The organism is Tianweitania sediminis (genome assembly GCF_017813335.1).
GTDB classification, from domain to species: Bacteria; Pseudomonadota; Alphaproteobacteria; order Rhizobiales; family Rhizobiaceae; genus Tianweitania; species Tianweitania sediminis.
Genome location: NZ_JAGIYY010000003.1, coordinates 326505 through 347682, shown reverse-complemented (window position 1 = coordinate 347682; position 21178 = coordinate 326505). Strand labels below are relative to the sequence as shown.

The following is a 21178-nucleotide window of genomic DNA, read 5'->3' as shown; positions in this document are numbered from 1 at the left end:
GTTGTTACCGCGGGGCCATGCGGATCGCGCCATCCAGCCGGATGACTTCGCCGTTCAGCATGCGGTTGGCGATGATGTGCATGGCAAGATCCGCATATTCGGACGGCTGGCCCAAGCGAGACGGGAAGGGCACCTGCTCGCCAAGCGACTTTTGCGCATCTTCCGGCAGCCCGGCCAGCATGGGGGTCCAGAAGATACCGGGCGCAATCGTCATGACGCGGATGCCATCGCGCGCAAGATCGCGCGCCACGGGAAGGGTCATGCCGACCACGCCGCCCTTTGATGACGAATAAGCTGCCTGTCCGATCTGGCCATCATAAGCCGCCACCGACGCCGTGTTGATGATCACGCCGCGCTCGCCGTCTTCCATGGCTTCCAGGTGGCGCGTGCGATCGGCCACGAGGCGGATCATGTTGAAGGTGCCGATGAGGTTGATCTCGATCACGCGGCGATACTGGTCCAGCGGGTGCGGACCTTCCTTGCCGAGCGTCTTCACCGCAATCGCGATGCCGGCGCAGTTCACGAGAACGCGCGGGGCGCCGAGCTTGTCTGCCACTTCCGCAACGGCGGCTTCCGCGCTTTCGCCACTGGAAACGTCGCACTTCACGGCAAGCCCGTTGATCTCGGCTGCAACCTTCTCGGCGCGCTCCAAGCCGATGTCGAGCAGGGCAACCTTCGCGCCTTGCGCTGCCATGGCGCGGGCCGTTGCTTCACCCAGTCCCGATCCGCCGCCGGTGACGATTGCGACCTGACCCGAAAGATTCATGCTGTTTTCTCCCCATGACGGCGCCGCTCCGCGCGGCCTGAGGCTCTTTAGCAAGCCAGGCGGGCTGCACAAATCTAAAAGTTGTTAGGTAAGCGTTGGACGAGCCTCAGCGTCGTACAACGGCCTTCAGGACATCGCGGATCCCGATCGCGCCCACAAACCGCGACTGCTCGTCGAAGAGGGCCACCGGCGCGGTTTGCGAGCGGTGCATGGCAAGCATGACGGTCTTGAGCGATGTTCCGGGCTTTGCCCAGTAAACGCGCGGCGCATCCCGCGGCAAGTTCTCCTCGTAGTCGCAAGACGTCCAGATCGCCGGACGGCCGTCTCGTTCGGCGGCTACCACCAAGCCATCGGTGTCAATCTTGAAGCGCGTGGTGCGGCGGCGGTCCAGCCAGACCCAGCCATCCTCGCCGTGTTCCAGGTCGCGGTGATCACGCATGACATTCCAGGCGGTCAGCACGGAAAGCGGGTTCACGTTGGCGATGAAATCGCGGACGTAGTCGCTGGCCGGGTTGAGAACGATCTCTTCGGGTGCGCCCGTTTGCACGATGCGCCCGCCTTCCATGATGGTGATCTTGTTGCCGATCTTGAGGGCTTCCTCGAGATCATGGCTGACGAAGATGATGGTTTTCTTCAGCCTGGCCTGGAGCTCAAGAAGCTCGTCCTGTAGCTTTGTGCGGATCAGCGGATCAAGGGCGGAGAAGGGTTCATCCATCAGGAGGATAGGGGCCTGGGTGGCAAACGCCCGCGCCAAACCAACCCGCTGCTGCATGCCGCCCGACAATTCATGCGCATATTTGTCGGCCCATTGATCAAGGCCGACCAGCGCAAGCTGATCGCGCACGCGGGCCTTGCGCTCTGCGGCGCCGACGCCGGCCAGTTCCAGCCCGAAGCCGACATTCTCCTCCACCGTGCGCCAAGGAAGAAGCGCGAACTGCTGGAAAACCATCGCAACGCTTTTTTGGCGGATGCGCCGCAGCGCACGCGCGTCGCAGGTCGCGACATCCACCATGCCGTCACCATCCCTGACGAGCACATTTCCACGCGACGGGATGTTGAGACGGTTCACGGCGCGCAGAAGCGTCGACTTGCCGGATCCCGACAGACCCATCAGCACCGCGATTTCACCTTCGTCGACCTGAAGATCGGCGCCGGCGCAGCCGAGCACCGCGCCTGTTGCGGACAGGATTTCTTCCCGGCTGGCACCCTGGTCAGCCATGGCCAGGGCTTGCTCGCGCTGGGGCGCTTCGCCGAAGATGATATCGACCTTCTGGAACTCGACAGCCGTGGTCAACGCACGGCTCCCGAGCGGATGCGCGACATGCGGTCGAGAATGATGGCGAGCACGACGATGGCAAACCCCGCTTCCAGTCCAAGCGGGATGTTGACCGAATTCAGCGCGCGCACCACCGGCTTGCCCAGGCCATTCGCGCCGATCAGTGCCGCGATCACCACCATGGACAGACACAACATGATGCATTGCGTCAGGCCCGCCATGATGGTGGGAAGCGCTGCCGGCAATTCCACTTTCCACAACAGCTGGCGCTTGGTTGCGCCAAACGCTTCGCCTGCTTCCAGCATGGGCTGCGGCACCGATTTGATGCCGAGATAGGTGAGCCGGATGGGCGCAGGCGATGCGAAGATCACCGTCACGATAACGCCGGGTGCGACGCCTAATCCGAACAGGATCAGCACGGGGATGAGGTACACGAAGGTCGGCAAGGTCTGCATCAGGTCCAGCACCGGCTGCAGCCAGGTGTAGGCCCGCTCATGATGGGCAGCCCAGATGCCAATTGGAACACCGAGCGCCATGGAAGCCACGGCTGCTGCAACCACGAGGACGACCGTCTCGACCGTCTCCTCCCAAAGTCCCTGATTGAGAATGAAGAGCAGGCCGAGGGCTGTTCCAAGGGCCAGTTTCCAGGAACGCTGCAGCGCATAAGCAAGCACGGCGATCAACGCGATCAAGGCAAGCGGTGGAAACCAGAGCAGCCCGTCCGTGAACGCGTCCAGCGCCGAAGCGATGGTGGAGGCAAGCGAGTCGAAGAACCACGCGAAGTTGGTTGTCAGGAAATCAAAGAAGGTCCTGCCCCAGTTTCCGATCGGGATCTTGGTTGTCGCCAAAGTGTAAAGGCTGTCCCACCAAGCCTGCTCGTTCTCCATGTGGTGTTCCGCTCCTCCAAGTTAGAAAGCGACGGCCTGAGCCGTCGCCAGGTTGCGTTCGAGATCGCTGTTAGTTCGCGATGGCGGTCTGCATCGCTGCTGCGGCGTCGCCGCCGTCGAAGGTCGTGACGCCTTCCAGCCACGGCTTCACGGCGTCCTGGTTCTTTTTCAGCCAGGCCGTCGCCGCGTCCTCCGGATCAGCGCCGTCGTTCAGGATGGCGCCCATGATCTCGTTCTCCATGTCGAGCGAGAACACCATGTTCTTCAGGAGCGCAGCAACGTTCGGACATTCCGTGGTGTAGCCCGCACGCACCACGGTGTGCACTGTTGCGCCGCCGAAGTTGGGGCCGAAGACGTCGTCGCCACCCGACAGATATTGCAGGTCGAAATTGGCGTTCATCGGGTGCGGCTCCCAACCAAGGAACACGATGTCCTTCTTGGCCGCAGTAGCGCGCTGAACTTCCGACAGCATGCCGGCTTCGGAGCTTTCCACCAGCTCGAAGTCGCCCAGTTTGAACTGGCCGCCCTCGATCATGTCCAGGATCAGGCGGTTGCCATCGTTGCCCGGCTCGATGCCGTAGATCTTGTCGTCCAGCTTGTCCTTGAACTTTGCGATGTCGTCGAAGCTCTTCAGGCCGGCTTCATAAGTGTAGGTCGGCACGGCGAGCGTATATTTGGCGCCTTCCAGATTGGTGACGATCGTTTCCACCGACTTGTCGTCCCGGTAGGCCGCGATGTCGGCTTCCATCGTCGGCATCCAGTTGCCGAGGAAAACGTCGATGTCCTTGTTCTTCAAGGACGCGAACGTCACCGGAACGGAGAGGATCTGGGTGCTCGGCTCATAGCCGAGCGCTTTCAAAACGACGGAAGCGGTCGCCGTGGTTGCCGTGATGTCCGTCCAGCCGACGTCGGAGAAGCGAACCGTCTTGCAGCTTTCGGGATCGGCGGCCAGCGCCGCGCTTCCCATGGCGAAGGTCGCCAGGAATGCCGTTGTCACGAATTTTGCTGTGTGCTGCATTGTTGTCTCCCGATTGATGCGGTCCAGGCTTCCTCAAGGCGTCGACGATGATGGACGCCGACTTGAGCAGCCCGGCCAAGGCTCCCGCAGGAACGAAACATCAAACGCCGGTGGTTGCAAGTCGCGTCGGCTTGAACAGCCGAATCCAGTGGGAAAACCACCCCTGTGGGGTTGGGAGGGACCCGGTGCAGGGCTATGACACCGCCACCATGGCCAAGCTCTACTTCCATTTCGCCACCATGAATGCTGGCAAAACAACGATGCTTCTCCAGGCATCGTACAACTACCGCGAGCGCGGCATGCACACGCTTCTGATGGTGGCGGGGCACTACCGCCGCGAGGATGACACGGCCTTTATCTCTTCGAGGATCGGGCTGGAATCCGAGGCCGAAATGTTCCGCAGCGGCGATGATCTGTTCGCCCGGGTGGCGGAGCATCATGCCCACCGCGCACTCCACTGCCTGTTCGTGGACGAAGCCCAGTTCCTCGAGGAACGACAGGTCTGGCAATTGGCCCGCGTGGCCGACCGTCTCGATGTTCCCGTGATGACCTACGGCCTGCGGACCGACTTCCAGGGCAAGCTTTTCGCGGGTTCGCAAACGCTTCTGGCGATCGCCGATGAGTTGCGCGAGGTGCGCACGATCTGCCGGTGCGGCCGGAAGGCCAACATGGTGGTGCGACTTGGACCGGATGGTCACATCGCGCAAGAAGGCGAACAGGTCGCGATCGGGAAGGACGCCTACGTTTCGCTTTGCCGGCGCCATTGGGAGGAGGAAATGGGCCGCGTCAAGCCGGAAGACATGGTCGGCTTCGTTCGAGGCTGAGGCTAGATCTTGGCGGCTTTCAGGATGTCGTTGATGCGTCGCTGCCAGCCGGGACCGGTTGCGCGAAACTTTTCCAGCACTTCCGGTTCCAGGCGCAGGGAAACTGCCTTGCGCGGGTTCTTGATCGGAGGTCGTCCAGGACGCCGCTTGGCTGAGGTTTCGTCCGTGCCCGTGCCCGTGCCCGGAGCATCGGAAAATGCCTGATGTTCAGCAGGATCGGGCTTCTGACCTCGCGCCTCGTCCATAATTGCTCCGCATCTCCTGTTCTTGCGCGGCAACGTCCAGCGGTTGCTGACCGAGCTCTTATCGCCGACGAACAAGTACCGTTCTCAGATTTGCCCACTCCTGGACCGCCCGTCTAACCTCCATATCGCCTCGGAAAAAGAATATTGTGTCCTAGGCTAATATTACCCAGCGGCAGGTGCATGCCGCCAGGTGAAGATAATGGCTGCAGAGCGGCTCTCATCTGTCTGCTCACCGAGCCAATACTCGACGGTCGATCGTTTTTTCATCCCGAAGCTGCATTTCTTCACCCTGATGACTGCCGTAATGCGCAAAGAAAGATCCGGTTGTTCCGCCCGCTGGACAAGTTGCGGCCACGGGAAACGGCTTGCCGATGCTTGGCCCGTGGCGGCCGCAGCCCGCGGAAAACACAGCTGGTGAGGGATGAAAGCTCAACGGTCGGCCTGCCTCCAAAAGGGTTGTCGCAATTCGTGCATTCGGCGGCTGTTTTGGAATGGCGGATCCTTGGCCCTTCCGGCTTGATGCCGGCCGCTGAAAGGCGCCGGAGGGCGGCGTTAGCCAATCAGTCTGCTGAGGGAGCGATAAAAAGCCATGGCCGAGTACAAGAGCGACATCGAGATCGCGCGCGCCGCGAAAAAGAAGCCGATCATGGAGATCGGGCAGAAACTCGGCATCCCTTCGGAACATCTGCTTCCTTATGGTCATGACAAGGCGAAGATCTCGGCCGAATTTATCAAGGAACAGCGCTCGAAGCCGGACGGCAGGCTCATCCTGGTCACGGCAATCAACCCGACACCGGCCGGTGAGGGCAAAACCACGACGACGGTCGGCCTCGGCGACGGACTGAACCGCATCGGCAAGAAGGCGATCACCTGCATCCGCGAAGCTTCGCTTGGGCCGAACTTCGGCGTAAAGGGCGGTGCCGCGGGTGGCGGCTATGCCCAGGTGGTCCCGATGGAGGACATGAACCTCCATTTCACGGGTGATTTCCACGCCATCACGACCGCGCACAACCTCCTGTCGGCTTTGATCGACAACCACATCTATTGGGGCAACGAACTGAACATCGACACGCGCCGCGTAGTTTGGCGCCGTGTCATGGATATGAACGATCGCGCCCTGCGCTCCATCGTTGCTTCCCTCGGCGGCGTGGCCAACGGCTATCCTCGCGAAGCCGGCTTCGACATCACGGTTGCGTCCGAGGTGATGGCGATCCTGTGCCTAGCCAACGATCTCGAAGACCTCAAGAAGCGGCTTGGCGACATCATCGTCGCGTATCGCCGTGACAAGAGCCCCGTCTATGCGCGTGACCTCAAGGCCGACGGCGCCATGGCGGTGCTCCTCAAGGACGCGATGCAGCCGAACCTCGTGCAAACGCTGGAAAACAACCCCGCCTTCGTGCATGGCGGGCCGTTCGCGAACATCGCGCACGGTTGCAACTCGGTGGTTGCAACAACCACCGCGCTGAAGCTCGCTGATTATGTCGTCACGGAAGCGGGCTTCGGCGCCGACCTCGGTGCGGAAAAGTTCTTCGACATCAAGTGCCGAAAGGCAGGCCTCAAGCCGGCAGCGGCCGTGATCGTCGCCACCGTTCGCGCGATGAAGATGAACGGCGGCGTGAAAAAGGAAGATCTCGGCCAGGAAAATGTCGAGGCCGTGAAGAAGGGCTGCGCCAATCTTGGCCGTCACATCGAGAACGTGAAGCAGTTCGGCGTTCCGGCGGTGGTGGCCATCAACCACTTCGTGTCCGATACGGACGCAGAGATCCAGGCGATGAAGGACTTCGTTGCCGGCCAGGGTGCCGAGGCGATCCTTTGCAAGCACTGGGCCAAGGGTTCGGAAGGCATCGAGGAGCTGGCGCGCAAGATCGTCGAGATCGCGGAAGGCGGTTCCTCGCAGTTTTCGCCGCTTTACCCAGACGAGATGCCGCTGTTCGAGAAGATCACGACGATCGTGCAGCGCATCTACCGTGGTTCGGAAGCTATTGCCGACAAGAGCGTGCGCGACCAGCTGCACCAGTGGGAAGCCGCCGGCTACGGAAACCTGCCGGTCTGCATGGCCAAAACCCAGTATTCGTTTTCCACCGACCCCAATCTCCGCGGCGCGCCCACCGGCCATGTCGTGCCGGTTCGCGAAGTGCGGCTTTCAGCCGGCGCTGGATTCATCGTGGCGATCTGCGGTGAGATCATGACCATGCCTGGCCTGCCAAAGGTGCCGTCGTCGGAAAAGATCTTCCTCAACGGCGAAGGGCAGATCGAAGGCCTGTTCTGAACTTTGGATAGCAGGGGCGGTGCGTTTCGGCGCTCCGCCCCTATCTTCTTCAGGACGTTGGCTGGTTGGGGAAGCAGGCGCTGGCCCGTAACGGCAGCTCCTGCACAAGAACCTCGATTGCGCCGGGCATGGAGCTTTTGAAATCGTAGGTGAGGCTGACGCGCGAAAAGCCCGATACGCCATCGCAGGTTGCGTCGGCTTCGAGCGTGATGTCGCTCGTTGTCAACGACAATCCGTAGCCGTGACCCTCTTGCATCAGATAGCTCCGGGTCTTTGTCAGGTCGGAAGCATCTCCAGTCGCGCAGGCGCTTTGGCGCACGCCCATGCATCGTGCGCCATGCATGGCCACTTCCTGCAAGGTTTGCCGCGACCACTCGGCGCGCCCGAATTCCAGCACGCCGAACATCAACAATAGGAGTGGGCCAGCCACGAGGGTGAACTCCAGCGCTGTGGAGCCGGCCCGTTCCTCGCGGAAGCGTTGCAACAGGGCCAGCATCATTTCACCTGTGCCATGGTCGCAACGCTTATCTGGCCATCTTCAACGAGGCTGAAGCCGCCAAACATGGACTGGTAGGGCTTCGTTGCGGTGATCATGATGAATTTGCCGGCCAAGGAGCCGTTGGGGCAGCTTGCCTCGCAAGTGGTCGTCGCGCCCCAGGTCAAGGTGGCACCGGAGCGTGTCGGGCAATAGCACTGGTCGGCCTGGCTGGCGCTGCCGCTTGTTGCTGCCTGGCCACCACTCACCGTTCGCGTGTAGCCATTGTTGATTGTCACAGCCACGGCAACCTGCGAACTCGTGTTGCCTGCAACAACCGCCGCCGTGTTGGTGACCACGGTGCTGGCTGTTGTTGCACTCAGCGTGCTGCCGTTCAGGACCGAGTAGGTCGCTCCCGCCGAGATAGCCGAATTCAGCTGGAAGCGGGTGAACATCATGCCGCCGATTTCGACTGTGCCGGCCAACAGCAGCAGAAAGATCGGGGCGACCAGCGCGAACTCGACCGCCGAAACGCCGTGTTTGTCACGCGTCAAGATCCGCAGCTGCTGGCGCAGCCGTTTTGCAAAAGCTCGCTTGTTCATTGAACCAGCACGACCTTCTTGGCGGCCGACCCGCCTCCGGCAGCAATGCATTCTGAAACAGCGGTCGTGCCGCCGCCCAACGTGATGCGGGAGCCGATCAGTTGAAGGCAGTAGTTGTTCGCCCCGCCTGCGCTGGCGCCGCCGCTCATGGTGACTGGGCCGAAAGGGAAGTAGAAGGCGCCCGCCAGCACGCCGGCCGATCCTCCTTCTGCGAAGGTCGCGCCCTTGATGTTGGCAGGCAGTTGAGGGCCGACGACGAGCACCTTGCCGAGCGGACCGATCTTGGGAGCCGCGAGGCTGATGCCGCTGAAGCCTGATCCGACGCAGAAGGCGTAGCCATTGCAAGTGCCCTGCGTGGAAGCCCTATCGCCGCCAAGAATGAAGTTCACGTCCACACCGGTTCCCGCGACGTTGGCGCCGTTGCACCAGACCGATCCACCGCCGTTTGCGCCGAAGGCGAGAAAGTCTCTGACGGTATAAACGCCAGAGCCAAATGTCGTGCCACCAGCCGCTCGCAAAGCGCCCTTGATGTCGTGATGCGCAGCAGCGGGGATGGTGAAGCAGCTACCGCCATCGGAAACGAAGTCGCCGACCACCTGAAACAAGCTTGAAACACCTGTGGCGTCGGCCATCCTGACGTGAGAACCGCCGCCAAGAAGAACGGCATTGCCGGTGCTGCTTGGACCGAACTTGTAGCTGTTCAGCACGCCGCTTCCCATCGTCAGCGTGGCGCCACCGGAATTGTAGACGCCGGCTGACAGCTCGAAGGTGCTAGGACCGCCGATGGTCAGAGTGCTTGTGTTGCAGATCGAGTAGCGGCCCGAACCGTTACAGTCGCTGTCCGACTGTCCGATCAGGAAGGTTCCCGCCCCGAAGGTCGTTGTGCTGCCGCCTTCTGTCACTAAGCCCTTCGCCAACTTGAATGTTCCAGGTCCAAACGTCAGCGAGTTTCCCGCATTGGTGACGACGTCGGAGAAGGTGTAGGTCGTGCTGGCCGGGCCGCTGGAATTGAAATCGACGTGAATGCCCCCACCAAGTGTGATCTTGCGGAAGCTGTGAGTGGTCTTATTCGTCGGGCAGGTCAGCCTCCAACTGTTGTTCGACAGCCGGGCGGCGGTGCAGCCAGCTGCTATCGCCTGCGTTTCTGTCTGTGAGGTGTCGTAAGCGAAACGAATGTCAAAGCCTGTGGGAGTGATCGGCGCGCTCGGCCCCGTCATGCTTCGGACCGTGGTCAGCCGCGCCACTGCATCGGCAATGCCAGTGTGTCCCGCCAGCGGGTCAGTGGTCGCTTGCTTGACGACCGGTGCTGCACCGCCGCCAGTTTTTTCAATCCCGTTGCAGGGCTGGTTAGGGACGGTCGTATTGTAGTTCGCACCTGTGGTGACGATCTTCGTGCCACAGGGAACCGTCATCGTGGTGTTCGAGGAAACCGCACAACCTGACGCATTCAGCGATGTGCCACCGCTCATTGTGATGCCTGTCTCGGAACTGCTCAGCGCATACACGCAGCCGGGCTGGGATGGCGTGACGCCGACTTCCGCGACCGCCCCGGCCTTGACCTGGAGCTGCTCGAAGTCGCCCAGCACGCGCGCAAAGTAGAGGTTCTGCTGGGTGGCGACATCTACATCCACGGCTTTTGTGCCCGCCGATCGCGGCGAGTCCACGAGAGTGACGGTCATTGCAGCGGGATCAAGCCCGTTCAGCCGTGCGACATTGTTCGCAGCGTTGAGCATGGCGGCTTCCGTTGATTTCGCGCCATAGGCGGTTGCGCCCGCGAATGCAGCGAGATCGGCGACGCGTTGGTTTTCCACGCGCTTCATCAGGCCGCCGCCATATTCCACCGAAAGCGCCACCATGCCGATCAGAATGGGAAGTGCGAGCGCCGTCGTGATGAGGATGTTGCCATTCCGCGCATGCGCAAATCGGGTCAGGATTCTGGGGAAGGAGTGCGTCGGCTTTGTCATGTCAGGACCCTTGAGCGATCCTGACCTTAGCGGAACTGCCTTAAAGCACCGTGCCGAAGTATGATTACCGTACTACAAGAACGACCGCTCAAATTGGACGGTAACCGGCTACCCCGCACGCTGAGCAAAAGCGCATGGCAGCCATGCGATATTTGATCTGCTTATCATAAGCGTGCTTATCTATTTTCCAGATCATGATGACCTTGGAACCCAGGAAGCCGTTCGGCTTCATGTTGCACGAAGTAGCGCGCCTGTTCAGAGGGCGTATCGAAGCGCGGGTGGGGCGGCACGGCCTGTCGGAAGCCCAGCTGCGCCTTTTGATGCGGTTGTGGAAGGAAGAAGGCGCGACGCAAGCTCGTTTGGCGCAGATCCTCGAGGTCGAGCCCATCAGCATCTCGCGTTTGCTCGATCGGATGGAGCAGGGCGGCTGGATCGAGCGGCGGCAGGACGCCCGCGACCGGCGCGTGCGCAAGATCTTCACGACTGAAAAGACGCGCGGCATCCGCGACGCGGTGAAGGATACGGCCGCCCAAGTGATGGAAGAAGCGCTCGCAGGCGTTCCCAGCGAAGCGCGGGACATCATCTATGACGGGCTGGAAACGATGGCCCGAAATCTTGGCGGCGGCGCCGACCTCACGGCCGTCTGCAGCAACAACAAGGAAGGCCAGCCCCGAGAAGCTGGCATGGAGGATCAACCATGAGCGACGAAACCCACGCCGTCAGCCCCGCAGGGGCCAACAGCCAGTCGATTGTTGGCGGTGAGCAGGTTGCCGCAGCGCCACGCAAGCGCGGCAAGCTCCGCTACCTCGTAATGGCTGCCGTACCGCTCGCGCTCGTTGCGGGCGGCAGCTATGTTTGGGTGACGGGCGGCCGGTATCAGGAAACCGAGAACGCCAATCTGCGCCAACCTCGCGTGACGATGGCTTCCGAGATCGCCGGGCGCATCACGGCCGTGAATCTTGCTGAGAACCAGCTTGTGCACGCGGGCGACCTTCTTTTTGCCGTGGAAGCTGAGCCTTACCGGATCGCGCTAGCACAAGCGGATGCCGCTTTGGCTTCAGCGCGCCTCAATGTGGAACAGCTTCGCGCATCATTGGGCGGCGCTGAAGCCCAACAGCGCTCGGCCCAGAGCGAAGTCGCTTATCTGGAAGGAGAGCTGGAGCGCCAATCGGCGCTTTCCGGCAAGGGCGTCACGACACAATCCTCTCTGGACACAGCGCGCCGCAATCTCGTGAAAGCTCGCGATGCCGAGCGTGCGGCGGCACAGGCGGTGATCGGCGCAAAGGCGGCCCTTGGTGGCAACCCCGAGCTGCCGACGGACGCGCATCCAAGCGTCCTGTCGGCACAGGCGGCCCGCGACAAGGCTGCGTATCAATTGGCGCAGACGGAAGTGCGCGCGCCGGCCGACGGCATCATCTCGCAGGCTTCCTCTTTCAAGCCGGGTCAGTTTGTTGCGGCTGGCTCGTCGCTGTTTGCGCTGGTTGAAACCGACGAGAGCTGGGTGGAAGCCAATTTCAAGGAAACGCAGCTGACGCACATGAAGGTCGGCCAAACGGCCGAGATCGAACTCGACACCTTCCCCGGCCAGCCGCTGGAAGCGACCGTTGAAAGCATCGGTGCGGGCACAGGCGCGGAGTTCTCGTTGCTTCCGGCGCAGAACGCCACCGGCAATTGGGTCAAGGTCACCCAGCGGATCCCAGTGCGCCTGAAGATCGACAAGGAAGGCGCGGATCTTCTGCTGCGAACCGGGATGAGCGCCACCGTAACCGTTGACACGCGCGTTTCCCGCGGTTGGGCAAGCCTGTTCGGTGGCCCGGCATACGCTTCCGACGCTGCGACCCAGGCCGAAAGGGACTAGCCATGGCTATCGAGATCGATCTCTCGCACACGGCGGAAGCTGCCGAACCCTGCAGCTTCACAATTTGGCTGCCGCTGGAAAGCAATGACGTTCTTGAGCGCCGACGTTCGGTGGCTCTTGCGGAAGACGTGATGACCACGCTGCCAGCCATGCTGGAAATCGAAACGCAGCGCCCTGGCGCTTGCACCTTTCTCCGAGGTCAATGGCTGTGAACGCGCGCGCTGAGAGCGTGGGTGAGGTTCCGCATCGCGGGCTGATCACGCTTTCCATCATGCTGGCGACGATCATGCAGGTGCTCGACACCACCATCGCCAATGTTGCCTTGCCCAACATGGTGGGTGATCTCGGCGCGTCGCAAGACACGATCAACTGGGTCCTGACCTCCTACATCGTGGCCGCCGCCATCATGACGCCCGTCACCGGCTGGCTGTCGGATCGGATAGGCCGGCGCGAACTTTTTCTTGTTGCCGTGGTGGGTTTCACGGCGAGCTCCATGCTTTGCGGCATTTCGTGGAGCCTTGAGTCGATGGTGCTGTTCCGGGTCCTGCAGGGCTTGTTCGGTGCCGCCATCGTGCCGCTGTCGCAAACCTTCCTGCTCGACATCAACCCGAAGGAAAAGCATGGCCAGGCCATGGCGATGTGGGGTGCGGGCATCATGGTTGGCCCTATCATCGGGCCGACGCTCGGCGGCTGGCTCACCGAAACGCTTGACTGGCGCTACGTCTTTTTCGTCAATCTCCCGGTCGGCATCGTCGCCTTTTTGGGCTGTGCCGCTTACTTGCCGCGTGTGGCCAAGCGCTTGCGCGGGTTCGACTTCTTCGGCTTCGCCATGTTGTCGCTTGGGGTCGGCGCCCTGCAGTTGATGCTGGATCGCGGCGCAGAGGTCGACTGGTTTTCCGCCGTGGAAATCTGGATCGAGCTCGGCCTTGCGATCACTGGTTTCTGGATCTTCATCGTGCATCTCGCCACCCGCGAGGACGCCTTCATCCCTGCAGCGATCTTCCGGGACCGCAACTTCGTGACAGGGCTCGTTTTCATCTTCGTGATCGGCGTGATCCTGCTCGCAAGCCTGGCGCTCCTGCCGCCGATGCTGTCGCGCCTGTTCAACCACTCAACGATCCTGACCGGTCTGGTTATGGCGCCACGTGGTGTCGGCACCATGATCTCCATGATCCTCGTCGGCCGCCTCGTGCGAGTTGTGGATGCGCGCCTGCTGGTTGTTACGGGACTGGCGCTCACGGCATGGTCGCTGCACGACATGACAGGCTTTTCGCCGCAGATGGACGATTGGCTGATCATCCAGTCAGGTGTGATCCAGGGGCTGGGTCTCGGCCTGGTTTTCGTGCCCCTGTCCACCGTAGCCTTTGCCACGATGGAGCCGCGCTACCGCACAGACGCCGCCAGCCTGTTCAGCCTGGTCCGAAACATCGGCTCTTCCATCGGCATTTCCGTGGTGACCGTGATGCTGACGCGCAACATGCAGATCAACCATGCAGACTTGTCGACCGCGATCAACCCGTTCAATCCGGCGCTTCAGGGTATTTCGCCCGGCGCTGTTGCCAGCAATCCAGCTGCGCTTTCGCAGATGGACCAGCTCGTCAACCAGCAGGCGCTGATGATCGCCTATGTCGATGACTTCAAGCTGATGATGATCGTCACCCTGTGCGCCATCCCCCTGGCGCTTCTGCTGCGGAAGCCAAAGGCAGCCAGCGCAGCGCCGGCTGTTCACATGGATTGATTTTCAGAAGCTCCGGTGGGGCCGCACCTTGGAAACGGTCCTTGGGACAGCATATCACCGCAGATGTTGTCCGCGTTCCGACAGAAGCTGCGCCTGCTCACACGCAAACTTTGGGTGAGAACCACCCTAATTTCCATGGTTGGAGTCGGTGCCGCATTGGTGTCGATGCCGTTCGCGGCTCTTATTCCGGACAGCAACGCAACCTCCATCGGCGCAGACGCGGCCGACAACATCCTCGGCATCATCGCGTCAAGCATGCTGGCGGTTACAACCTTTTCGCTCAGCACGGTTGTGTCAGCTTACAGCGCCGCCACCAGCAATGTGACTCCGCGCGCCACAAAGCTGCTGATTGAAGACAGCACGGCGCAGACTACGTTGTCCGTGTTCGTCGGCGTGTTTCTTTACAGCCTGACAACCCTGATCCTTTTGTCGACCGGTGCTTACGGTGAGAAAGGACGCGTAGCGCTGTTTCTGGTAACCCTGGTGGTGGTCGCCATCATGGTGGTGACCCTGCTGCGCTGGATTGATTACCTCCTGCATTTCGGGCGGGTTGGAGAAACAACCGAGAATGTCGAACAGGTCGCGCGTCGAGCGTTGAAGGACCGACGGGAAGAGCCTTATTTCGGCGGCAACCGCTGCCGGGACAGCCACCTCCTGATGCGATCGCCGCACGTTATCTGCTCCAAGGAAGTTGGCTACGTGCAGTATGTGGATGTGCAACAGCTGAACGCGATCGGCGATGATTGCGACCTCGTGATTCTTCTGCTCGGCGTCCCGGGCCAGTTCGTCCACCCGGCGAAGCCGCTGGTGCGGTTGTCGAAGGCCGTTGATGGCGATGACAAGATGCGCGAGCGGATCCTTTCCTGTTTTTCGGTCGGCGAGACACGCTCCTTTGATCAGGATCCGCGCTTCGGCCTCATCGTGCTTGCTGAGATCGCTTCGCGCGCTCTGTCTCCGGCATTGAACGATACGGGCACCGCAATTGATGTGCTCGGACGCGGCGTTCGCGTTCTATCGGAATGGAGGCCTGACGAGCGGCAGGAGGTGCAGCTGCCGCGCTTGTTTGTTTCGGACCTCAACCTGCAGGACCTGCTGGAAGACTTCTTCGGCCCGATTGGACGGGATGGAGCCCGCTCCCTGGAGGTGCAGATCCGCCTGCAGAAATCGCTGAACGCGCTTCATGCCACAGGGTCACCGACCATGAAGCAGGCGGCGGCAGCGGCCGCTCAGCGGGCGCGCGAGCGCGTCGACTTCAGCGCGTTTTCGGCCTTCGATCGCGACCAGCTTGTTGCTGCCCATGCGTGGGCCGCTGAACACTAGCCCTGCAGGCCGCGCAATTCTGCAATGCAGCATCAGGGTTGAAGGCCGTTCCGAACAAGCGCATGGAATCTCGATCGAAGCCTGAGACGCCGCGACCATGATGCCTTTGCCAATCTATGCTCTAGCCGTCACGTCTTTCGTGATCGGCACTACCGAGTTCGTGATCATGGGGCTTCTGCCGGAAGTCGCCGCGGATCTGCACGTGTCGATCCCGGCCGCGGGGCTCTTGGTGACAGGTTATGCGCTCGGCGTGGTGATCGGCGCACCCATCCTTGCGATCCTGACGGCCCGAATGCCGCGCAAGGCGGTTCTGATCGGGCTCGCCACCATGTTCGTGGTCGGCAACCTTTTCTGCGCCCTGGCGCCGAACTACTGGACCTTGATGGTGGCGCGCGTGGTCACCGCGTTCGGGCACGGCGCTTATTTCGGCATCGGCTCCGTGGTTGCGGCCAGCCTCGTGCCGCGTAACCAGCGCGCCAGCGCGATGGCCTTGATGTTTGCCGGGCTGACGCTCGCCAACATCCTGGGAGTCCCGGCCGGAACCGCACTTGGCGAGGTCTATGGCTGGCGGTCCACCTTCGTTGCAGTGGTGGGCATCGGTCTTCTGGCCGTGGCCGCCATCGCGTGGTTTGTGCCTTCCGGCGTGGCAAAGCCTTCAGGCGAGGGGATCGTGAGCGAATTGAGGGTGCTCGGGCGCCTTCAGGTGTGGCTTGCCATGATCATCTCGGCTTTGACGTCGGTCAGCCTGTTCACCGTTTTCACCTATATCAAGCCCCTGCTGACCGATGTCACAGGCATCGCGGTTCCCTCCGTTACGTGGATCCTCCTCCTGTTCGGTGCGGGGATGACGGTGGGTAATATCCTGGGTGGCAAGCTCGCCGACTGGAAGCTGATGCCGACTGCGATCGGGACGCTGGTTCTGATCGCGATGATCCATGTGGCGCTTGCGGAGTTCAGCGGTAGCCCCAGCGTCATGATCCCGCTCGTTTTCGTATGGGGCGTGCTGACCTTCGTGATCGTGCCGCCGCTCCAGATGCGCGTGGTTGAAACGGCGGCGGAGGGGCCGAACCTCGCTGCGACCCTGAACCAAGGCGCTTTCAACGCCGGCAACGCGACCGGCGCCTGGGTGGGCGGCCTCGCTTTGACGCTGGGCTTGAGCTACGACAAGCTTCCGTTCGTGTCATCCGCGACGGCCTTGATCGCGCTTGGTCTTGCTGTCTGGTCCCACAAGCTCGACCGCCGGGAGGCTACCATCACGGTTCCTGCCGCAGCGGAGTAGGGCGCTTCCAAAGTCAGCGGAAGGATTACGGTCACCGGTGTGTTCCAGCACCTCAGTCGCTGGAGATTGGCGCGGTCGTTCACGTTTCCCGTGAGGTGGAACACACGGCGCCCGCCTGGCTTACCCGAGTGTCCTCACCACTGACTATGGAGACAATCGTGAATTCTGACAAAGCAGATCCGTCGCGGCGGATGCTGGTTGGCGGCATGTCCGCCGGCCTCATGACCGCGCTGGCCGGTCGAGCAGCAGCACAAGAAAAAACCGGCAGCCAAGCGGCAGCGACCGCACAAGCCTCACCCGCGGAGCCGGCGCTGAGCGACCCGCGAAGCAAATATCCGCAACCCCCTTATCCCGAACAGAGGCAGGATTGGCCGGGTCTTGTGAGCAAGATGGATCCTCGCCCCGACCACGGCGAGGAAAGCTACATCGGCTCCGGCAGGCTTGCAGGCCGCAGGGCACTGATCACCGGCGGCGACTCTGGCATGGGTCGCGCAGCCGCGATAGCATATGCCCGTGAAGGCGCCGACGTGGCCATCAACTACCTGCCGCAGGAAGAGTCCGATGCGCGCGAGGTGATCGCGCTGATCGAAGCGGAAGGGCGCAAGGCTGTTGCCCTTCCAGGCGACCTGCGGGATGCCGCCTTTTGCCGGCAGTTGGTCGAGGACGCGGTGCGCGAACTCGGCGGGCTCGACATCCTGGTCAGCAATGCCGCACGGCAGCAGGCGAAGAAGTCACTGAGTGACATTTCGGACGACGAGTTCGACTGGACGCTGAAGACAAATGTCTATGCGATGTTCTGGCTGACCAAAGCTGCCCTGCCGCATCTCCAGCCGGGGTCGACAATCATCGTCACGACATCTGTGGTGGCTTATGATCCGCCGGAGATGCTGGTCGATTATGCCATGACGAAGGCAGCCGGCCGCAACTTCGTAAAAAGCATGGCCAAGCAGTTGGGCTCACAAGGCATCCGCATCAATGGCGTTGCACCCGGCCCGATCTGGACGCCATTGCAGCCGAGCGGGGGGCAGTTTCCCGAAGATATTCCGCAGTTCGGCTCCGATCAGCCGCTCGGCCGTGCCGGTCAGCCAGTTGAGCTTGCCGGGATCTACGTGCTGCTGGCCTCTGATGAGAACAGCTATGCCACGGGTCAGGTTTACGGCGCGGTCGGCGGCAGCGGCGGTCCGTAGGCGGGCCTCCCCACCGGAGCAACAAAATGGAGCATCGGTGCGCCGATGCTCCATTTCTGAGCTCAGGTTTGGGCGCGCCGTCGAGCCAACGGGTGCTTGCCGGACCAAGCCTTCCGCGCTATGGATCGACGTTATGAAGAACAGCGCTTCCTCGATGCTCTGGTGGTGGCCCGCTTAAGCGGCCGACCAGACGCGCATGCGCGAAATTTGGATGGCCGCAGGAGAAGTCCGGGCGGCCATTTTGTTTGTGGACCTCCCGGGTGACCTACGGCAAAGCCCTTTGGCCGGAGTGAGTTATGAGCCTCGAACAGCTTGAAGACGGATCTGAACGCTACGTCACCGCGGGTGGCGTCCTTGTTCAACGCAAGCGTCACGCAACCGCCTACGGCGGTGCCATTGAAGCCTATGTGGATGGCCTGAACGAACGGCGCGGCGCGGTGTTCTCGTCCAACTACGAATATCCCGGTCGTTACACCCGCTGGGACACTGCCATCATCGATCCGCCCCTGGTGATCAGTTCACGCGCCCGTGTCATGAAGGTGGAGGCGCTGAACGCACGCGGCGAAACGCTACTCGCCATCGTTGCCCCTGCGCTGCAGGACCTCACAGGCGTTCGCGTTGCGGAAAGCAGCGCGCGGCTGATCGAGCTCGAAATCAGCGAGCCCGACCAGGTCGTCGTGGAAGAAGAGCGCTCCCGCGTCCCTTCCGTATTCACCGTTTTGCGCGCCGTCACCAACCTGTTCAGATCCGGAGACGACGCCAATCTCGGCCTTTATGGCGCCTTCGGCTATGATCTTGCCTTCCAGTTTGACCCTGTCGACCTGAAGCTCCGGCGGGCTTCGAGCCAGCGCGATCTCGTGCTTTACCTGCCCGACGAAATCCTTGTGGTTGATCACTACACAGCACAAGCCTGGCACGACCGGTATGACTTCGCCGTGGGTGATCTCGACACGGCCGGCATTGCGCGCGAAAGCGCTGCGCAACCTTTTCGGACTGCCGACCGGATCCCCCCTCGCGGCGATCACGAACCGGGTGAATACGCCAGGCTCGTGGGGCGCGCCAAGGAAAGCTTCCGCCGAGGTGACCTGTTCGAAGTGGTGCCCGGGCAGACCTTCTACGAGCGTTGCGAGTCAAAGCCGTCTGAGATCGCGCGGCGGTTGAAGGCGATCAATCCATCGCCTTATTCCTTCTTCATCAATCTCGGTGAAGACGAATATCTGGTTGGTGCCTCGCCGGAAATGTTCGTGCGCGTGTCGGGCCGGCGGGTGGAAACCTGCCCGATTTCAGGAACGATCAAGCGCGGCGATGATGCGATCTCGGATTCCGAGCAGATCCTGCAGCTCCTGAATTCCAAGAAGGACGAATCGGAACTCACCATGTGTTCCGACGTCGACCGCAACGACAAAAGCCGCGTCTGCGAGCCGGGATCGGTGCGGGTGATCGGCCGCCGCCAGATCGAAATGTATTCTCGCTTGATCCACACCGTCGATCACATTGAGGGTCGGCTGCGCGAAGGCATGGATGCGTTTGACGCGTTTTTGAGCCATGCCTGGGCCGTAACGGTCACCGGCGCGCCGAAGCTGTGGGCGATGCGGTTCCTGGAGCAGAACGAGAAAAGCCCGCGCGCCTGGTATGGCGGCGCCATCGGCATGGTGCATTTCAACGGCGACCTGAACACGGGCCTGACGCTGCGGACCATCCGCATCAAGGACGGCATCGCGGAAGTGCGCGCCGGCGCGACTCTCTTGTACGACTCTGTTCCCGAAGAAGAGGAAGCCGAAACCGAGTTGAAGGCATCGGCCATGTTGGCGGCGATCCGCGAGGCGCAAGCAGGCAACACGGTAGGCGTTTCGCGCGAAACAGCCAATGTGGGCGAGGGCGTATCGATCCTGCTCGTGGACCACGAGGATTCCTTCGTGCACACGCTGGCCAACTATTTCCGCCAAACAGGTGCACAGGTTTCAACCGTGCGCTCGCCGGTGCCGGAAGAGGTTTTTGATCGGATCAAACCGGATCTGGTGGTGCTTTCGCCGGGGCCGGGAACCCCGAGCGACTTCGATTGCAAGGCCACCATCAAGAAGGCGCGGGCACGCGATCTGCCGATCTTCGGCGTGTGTCTTGGCCTGCAGGCGTTGGCTGAAGCTTACGGCGGCGAGCTGCGCCAGTTGCACATTCCCATGCACGGCAAGCCGTCGCGTATCAGCGTGTCGAAACAGGGCGTGATCTTCTCCGGGCTACCAAAAGAGGTCACGGTTGGCCGCTACCACTCGATCTTTGCCGATCCGGTGCGCCTGCCGGAGGACTTCGTCGTCACGGCGGAAACCGAAGACGGCATCATCATGGCCTTTGAGCACAGATCAGAACCGGTGGCTGCCGTGCAATTCCACCCCGAATCCATCATGACGCTCGGCGGAAATGCCGGCATGCGGATGATCGAGAACATCGTCGCCCATCTGCCCCGCCGGGCCAAGGTCAAGGCCGCCTGAGTTTCGTCAGGCGGTTTCAAGCGCCGTTCCCGCAGAGGTGATGTCGTTGAGCGCAGTTGAAGACAGGTCATCGTCGCAGCAGATGGTGTGGCGGTTGGCTGCCGCTTCTATCGCGGTCGGGCTGGGCGTGATGGCGCTGAAGTTCCTGGCGTGGTGGGTGACCGGATCGGTTGCGCTTTATTCCGACGCGCTGGAATCCATCGTCAACGTCGTCGCTGCGGTGGCTGCGCTTTGGGCGGTCACCGTCAGTTATCGTCCAGCGGACGACGATCACCAGCATGGCCACCACAAGGCCGAGTACTTCTCGGCCGTTCTGGAAGGCGTGCTGATCGTGATGGCAGCCTTGCTGATCCTTTTTGAGGTATGGCGGAAGTGGACGGCGCCCGCGCCGCTCGAGGAGCCGTGGCTTGGGCTCGGCATCAATGCAGTGGCCGGCGCAATCAACGCAGCTTGGGCTTCGGTCCTGATCCGCAGGGGGAGACAGGCCCGCTCGCCTGCACTTGTTGCGGATGGCCATCACATCATGACCGACGTGGTGACCTCGGTTGGCGTGATTGCCGGCCTTGTGGCGGCCGTGTTCACCGGGATCAGTGTTCTGGATCCCCTGCTTGCTGGCCTGGTTGCGATCAACATCCTGTACCAGGGATACAAGGTCATCACCGGGTCGCTGAGCGGGCTGATGGATGTTGCCGTCGATCCGCACGAGCACATGCGCATTCGCGACATCATTTCACAGCATTCGGCCGGCGCACTGGAGGTTCACGACCTGAAGACTCGTATCGCCGGGCGCGCCACCTTCATCGAGTTTCATATGGTGGTGGACGCCAAGATGACGGTGGGGGAAAGCCACGTCATCTGCGACCGCATCGAAGACGCCCTGCAGGCGGTGATCTCCAACGTGCGCGTCATCATCCATGTCGAACCGGATGATGAAGCCAAGCTTCCACACGGCACCAGCGCCGTGCCGTTCGCCTGACGCGGGGA

At 61.8% G+C, this 21178-nt stretch carries 19 protein-coding genes; 11 read left to right on the top strand and 8 right to left on the bottom strand.

The features are described 5' to 3' along the window. Positions 1 to 4: 4 nt before the first annotated feature. The 4 genes from J5Y06_RS12165 to J5Y06_RS12150 all read right to left on the bottom strand — a co-directional run bounded on the left by J5Y06_RS12165 (position 5) and on the right by J5Y06_RS12150 (position 3947). Positions 5 to 766, bottom strand: a complete 762-nt coding sequence (locus J5Y06_RS12165; protein WP_209335414.1) for a 3-hydroxyacyl-CoA dehydrogenase — start codon at positions 764 to 766, stop codon at positions 5 to 7. A 106-nt stretch (positions 767 to 872) separates the two neighbouring features. Further along, positions 873 to 2060, bottom strand: a complete 1188-nt coding sequence (gene choV / locus J5Y06_RS12160; protein WP_209335413.1) for a choline ABC transporter ATP-binding protein — start codon at positions 2058 to 2060, stop codon at positions 873 to 875. Continuing rightward, the gene (choW, locus tag J5Y06_RS12155; protein WP_209335412.1) at positions 2057 to 2929 is read right to left on the bottom strand and encodes a choline ABC transporter permease subunit; all 873 of its coding nucleotides are present in this window, start codon (positions 2927 to 2929) and stop codon (positions 2057 to 2059) included. Before choW ends, choV begins: the two co-directional genes overlap by 4 nt. A gap of 70 nt (positions 2930 to 2999) precedes the next feature. After that, the gene (locus tag J5Y06_RS12150) at positions 3000 to 3947 is read right to left on the bottom strand and encodes a choline ABC transporter substrate-binding protein (RefSeq protein WP_209335411.1); all 948 of its coding nucleotides are present in this window, start codon (positions 3945 to 3947) and stop codon (positions 3000 to 3002) included. A gap of 209 nt (positions 3948 to 4156) precedes the next feature. On the opposite strand from J5Y06_RS12150, the gene J5Y06_RS12145 reads away from it, so the two are divergent. Next, positions 4157 to 4771 (top strand): thymidine kinase, encoded by a 615-nt coding sequence (locus J5Y06_RS12145; protein WP_209335569.1) that lies wholly within the window; start codon positions 4157 to 4159, stop codon positions 4769 to 4771. A 2-nt stretch (positions 4772 to 4773) separates the two neighbouring features. Here the strand turns inward: J5Y06_RS12145 and J5Y06_RS12140 are convergent, their stop codons facing one another. Next, positions 4774 to 5016 carry a BrnA antitoxin family protein gene (locus J5Y06_RS12140; RefSeq protein ID WP_209335410.1) on the bottom strand — a complete coding sequence of 81 codons (243 nt, stop codon included), beginning with the start codon at positions 5014 to 5016 and terminating at the stop codon, positions 4774 to 4776. Positions 5017 to 5605: 589 nt separating this feature from the next. Here J5Y06_RS12140 and J5Y06_RS12135 point away from each other — a divergent pair. Next, entirely contained in the window at positions 5606 to 7285 is a 1680-nt protein-coding gene (locus tag J5Y06_RS12135) for a formate--tetrahydrofolate ligase (RefSeq protein WP_209335409.1), read from the top strand. A gap of 49 nt (positions 7286 to 7334) precedes the next feature. Here the strand turns inward: J5Y06_RS12135 and J5Y06_RS12130 are convergent, their stop codons facing one another. From J5Y06_RS12130 to J5Y06_RS12120, 3 genes are read right to left on the bottom strand one after another with little or no spacing between them, the layout of a single operon-like run. Further along, positions 7335 to 7784 carry a TadE/TadG family type IV pilus assembly protein gene (locus J5Y06_RS12130; RefSeq protein ID WP_209335408.1) on the bottom strand — a complete coding sequence of 150 codons (450 nt, stop codon included), beginning with the start codon at positions 7782 to 7784 and terminating at the stop codon, positions 7335 to 7337. Further along, positions 7781 to 8314 carry a TadE/TadG family type IV pilus assembly protein gene (locus tag J5Y06_RS12125; protein ID WP_209335407.1) on the bottom strand — a complete coding sequence of 178 codons (534 nt, stop codon included), beginning with the start codon at positions 8312 to 8314 and terminating at the stop codon, positions 7781 to 7783. The genes J5Y06_RS12130 and J5Y06_RS12125 overlap by 4 nt, the downstream gene beginning before the upstream one ends. Positions 8315 to 8358: 44 nt before the next feature. Then, a complete protein-coding gene (locus tag J5Y06_RS12120) occupies positions 8359 to 10326 on the bottom strand; it encodes a pilus assembly protein TadG-related protein (protein ID WP_209335406.1) in 1968 nt (655 codons plus the stop codon). Positions 10327 to 10556: 230 nt separating this feature from the next. Between J5Y06_RS12120 and J5Y06_RS12115 the strand changes: the two genes are divergently transcribed. From J5Y06_RS12115 to J5Y06_RS12075, 9 genes are all read left to right on the top strand, one after another. Next, positions 10557 to 11027, top strand: a complete 471-nt coding sequence (locus tag J5Y06_RS12115; protein ID WP_245247793.1) for a MarR family winged helix-turn-helix transcriptional regulator — start codon at positions 10557 to 10559, stop codon at positions 11025 to 11027. Beyond that, complete coding sequence (locus J5Y06_RS12110) at positions 11024 to 12184, top strand: HlyD family secretion protein (protein ID WP_209335404.1); 1161 nt, start codon at positions 11024 to 11026, stop codon at positions 12182 to 12184. Before J5Y06_RS12115 ends, J5Y06_RS12110 begins: the two co-directional genes overlap by 4 nt. Before the next feature lie 2 nt (positions 12185 to 12186). Then, positions 12187 to 12396: a hypothetical protein gene (locus J5Y06_RS12105; RefSeq protein ID WP_209335403.1), complete on the top strand. Its 210-nt coding sequence runs from the start codon at positions 12187 to 12189 to the stop codon at positions 12394 to 12396. After that, entirely contained in the window at positions 12387 to 13922 is a 1536-nt protein-coding gene (locus J5Y06_RS12100) for a DHA2 family efflux MFS transporter permease subunit (protein WP_209335402.1), read from the top strand. The genes J5Y06_RS12105 and J5Y06_RS12100 overlap by 10 nt, the downstream gene beginning before the upstream one ends. 114 nt (positions 13923 to 14036) lie before the next feature. Further along, the gene (locus J5Y06_RS12095; protein ID WP_209335401.1) at positions 14037 to 15242 is read left to right on the top strand and encodes a DUF2254 domain-containing protein; all 1206 of its coding nucleotides are present in this window, start codon (positions 14037 to 14039) and stop codon (positions 15240 to 15242) included. A gap of 100 nt (positions 15243 to 15342) precedes the next feature. Beyond that, complete coding sequence (locus J5Y06_RS12090; RefSeq protein WP_209335568.1) at positions 15343 to 16521, top strand: MFS transporter; 1179 nt, start codon at positions 15343 to 15345, stop codon at positions 16519 to 16521. A gap of 155 nt (positions 16522 to 16676) precedes the next feature. Next, positions 16677 to 17708 (top strand): SDR family oxidoreductase, encoded by a 1032-nt coding sequence (locus J5Y06_RS12085; RefSeq protein ID WP_385931807.1) that lies wholly within the window; start codon positions 16677 to 16679, stop codon positions 17706 to 17708. Between the two features lie 296 nt (positions 17709 to 18004). Beyond that, positions 18005 to 20194 carry an anthranilate synthase gene (locus tag J5Y06_RS12080; protein WP_209335400.1) on the top strand — a complete coding sequence of 730 codons (2190 nt, stop codon included), beginning with the start codon at positions 18005 to 18007 and terminating at the stop codon, positions 20192 to 20194. 82 nt (positions 20195 to 20276) lie between these two features. Continuing rightward, positions 20277 to 21170, top strand: a complete 894-nt coding sequence (locus J5Y06_RS12075; RefSeq protein WP_209335566.1) for a cation diffusion facilitator family transporter — start codon at positions 20277 to 20279, stop codon at positions 21168 to 21170. Positions 21171 to 21178 lie beyond the last annotated feature (8 nt).

Bases quoted from the DNA above. Each gene is read 5' to 3' on its own strand.
- J5Y06_RS12165 (WP_209335414.1), bottom strand. From the start codon at position 766: ATGAATCTTTCGGGTCAGGTCGCAATCGTCACCGGCGGCGGATCGGGA.
- choW (WP_209335412.1), bottom strand. From the start codon at position 2,929: ATGGAGAACGAGCAGGCTTGGTGGGACAGCCTTTACACTTTGGCGACA.
- J5Y06_RS12150 (WP_209335411.1), bottom strand. From the start codon at position 3,947: ATGCAGCACACAGCAAAATTCGTGACAACGGCATTCCTGGCGACCTTC.
- J5Y06_RS12145 (WP_209335569.1), top strand. From the start codon at position 4,157: ATGGCCAAGCTCTACTTCCATTTCGCCACCATGAATGCTGGCAAAACA.
- J5Y06_RS12140 (WP_209335410.1), bottom strand. From the start codon at position 5,016: ATGGACGAGGCGCGAGGTCAGAAGCCCGATCCTGCTGAACATCAGGCA.
- J5Y06_RS12135 (WP_209335409.1), top strand. From the start codon at position 5,606: ATGGCCGAGTACAAGAGCGACATCGAGATCGCGCGCGCCGCGAAAAAG.
- J5Y06_RS12130 (WP_209335408.1), bottom strand. From the start codon at position 7,784: ATGATGCTGGCCCTGTTGCAACGCTTCCGCGAGGAACGGGCCGGCTCC.
- J5Y06_RS12120 (WP_209335406.1), bottom strand. From the start codon at position 10,326: ATGACAAAGCCGACGCACTCCTTCCCCAGAATCCTGACCCGATTTGCG.
- J5Y06_RS12115 (WP_245247793.1), top strand. From the start codon at position 10,557: ATGTTGCACGAAGTAGCGCGCCTGTTCAGAGGGCGTATCGAAGCGCGG.
- J5Y06_RS12110 (WP_209335404.1), top strand. From the start codon at position 11,024: ATGAGCGACGAAACCCACGCCGTCAGCCCCGCAGGGGCCAACAGCCAG.
- J5Y06_RS12105 (WP_209335403.1), top strand. From the start codon at position 12,187: ATGGCTATCGAGATCGATCTCTCGCACACGGCGGAAGCTGCCGAACCC.
- J5Y06_RS12100 (WP_209335402.1), top strand. From the start codon at position 12,387: ATGGCTGTGAACGCGCGCGCTGAGAGCGTGGGTGAGGTTCCGCATCGC.
- J5Y06_RS12090 (WP_209335568.1), top strand. From the start codon at position 15,343: ATGCCTTTGCCAATCTATGCTCTAGCCGTCACGTCTTTCGTGATCGGC.
- J5Y06_RS12080 (WP_209335400.1), top strand. From the start codon at position 18,005: ATGAGCCTCGAACAGCTTGAAGACGGATCTGAACGCTACGTCACCGCG.
- J5Y06_RS12075 (WP_209335566.1), top strand. From the start codon at position 20,277: ATGGTGTGGCGGTTGGCTGCCGCTTCTATCGCGGTCGGGCTGGGCGTG.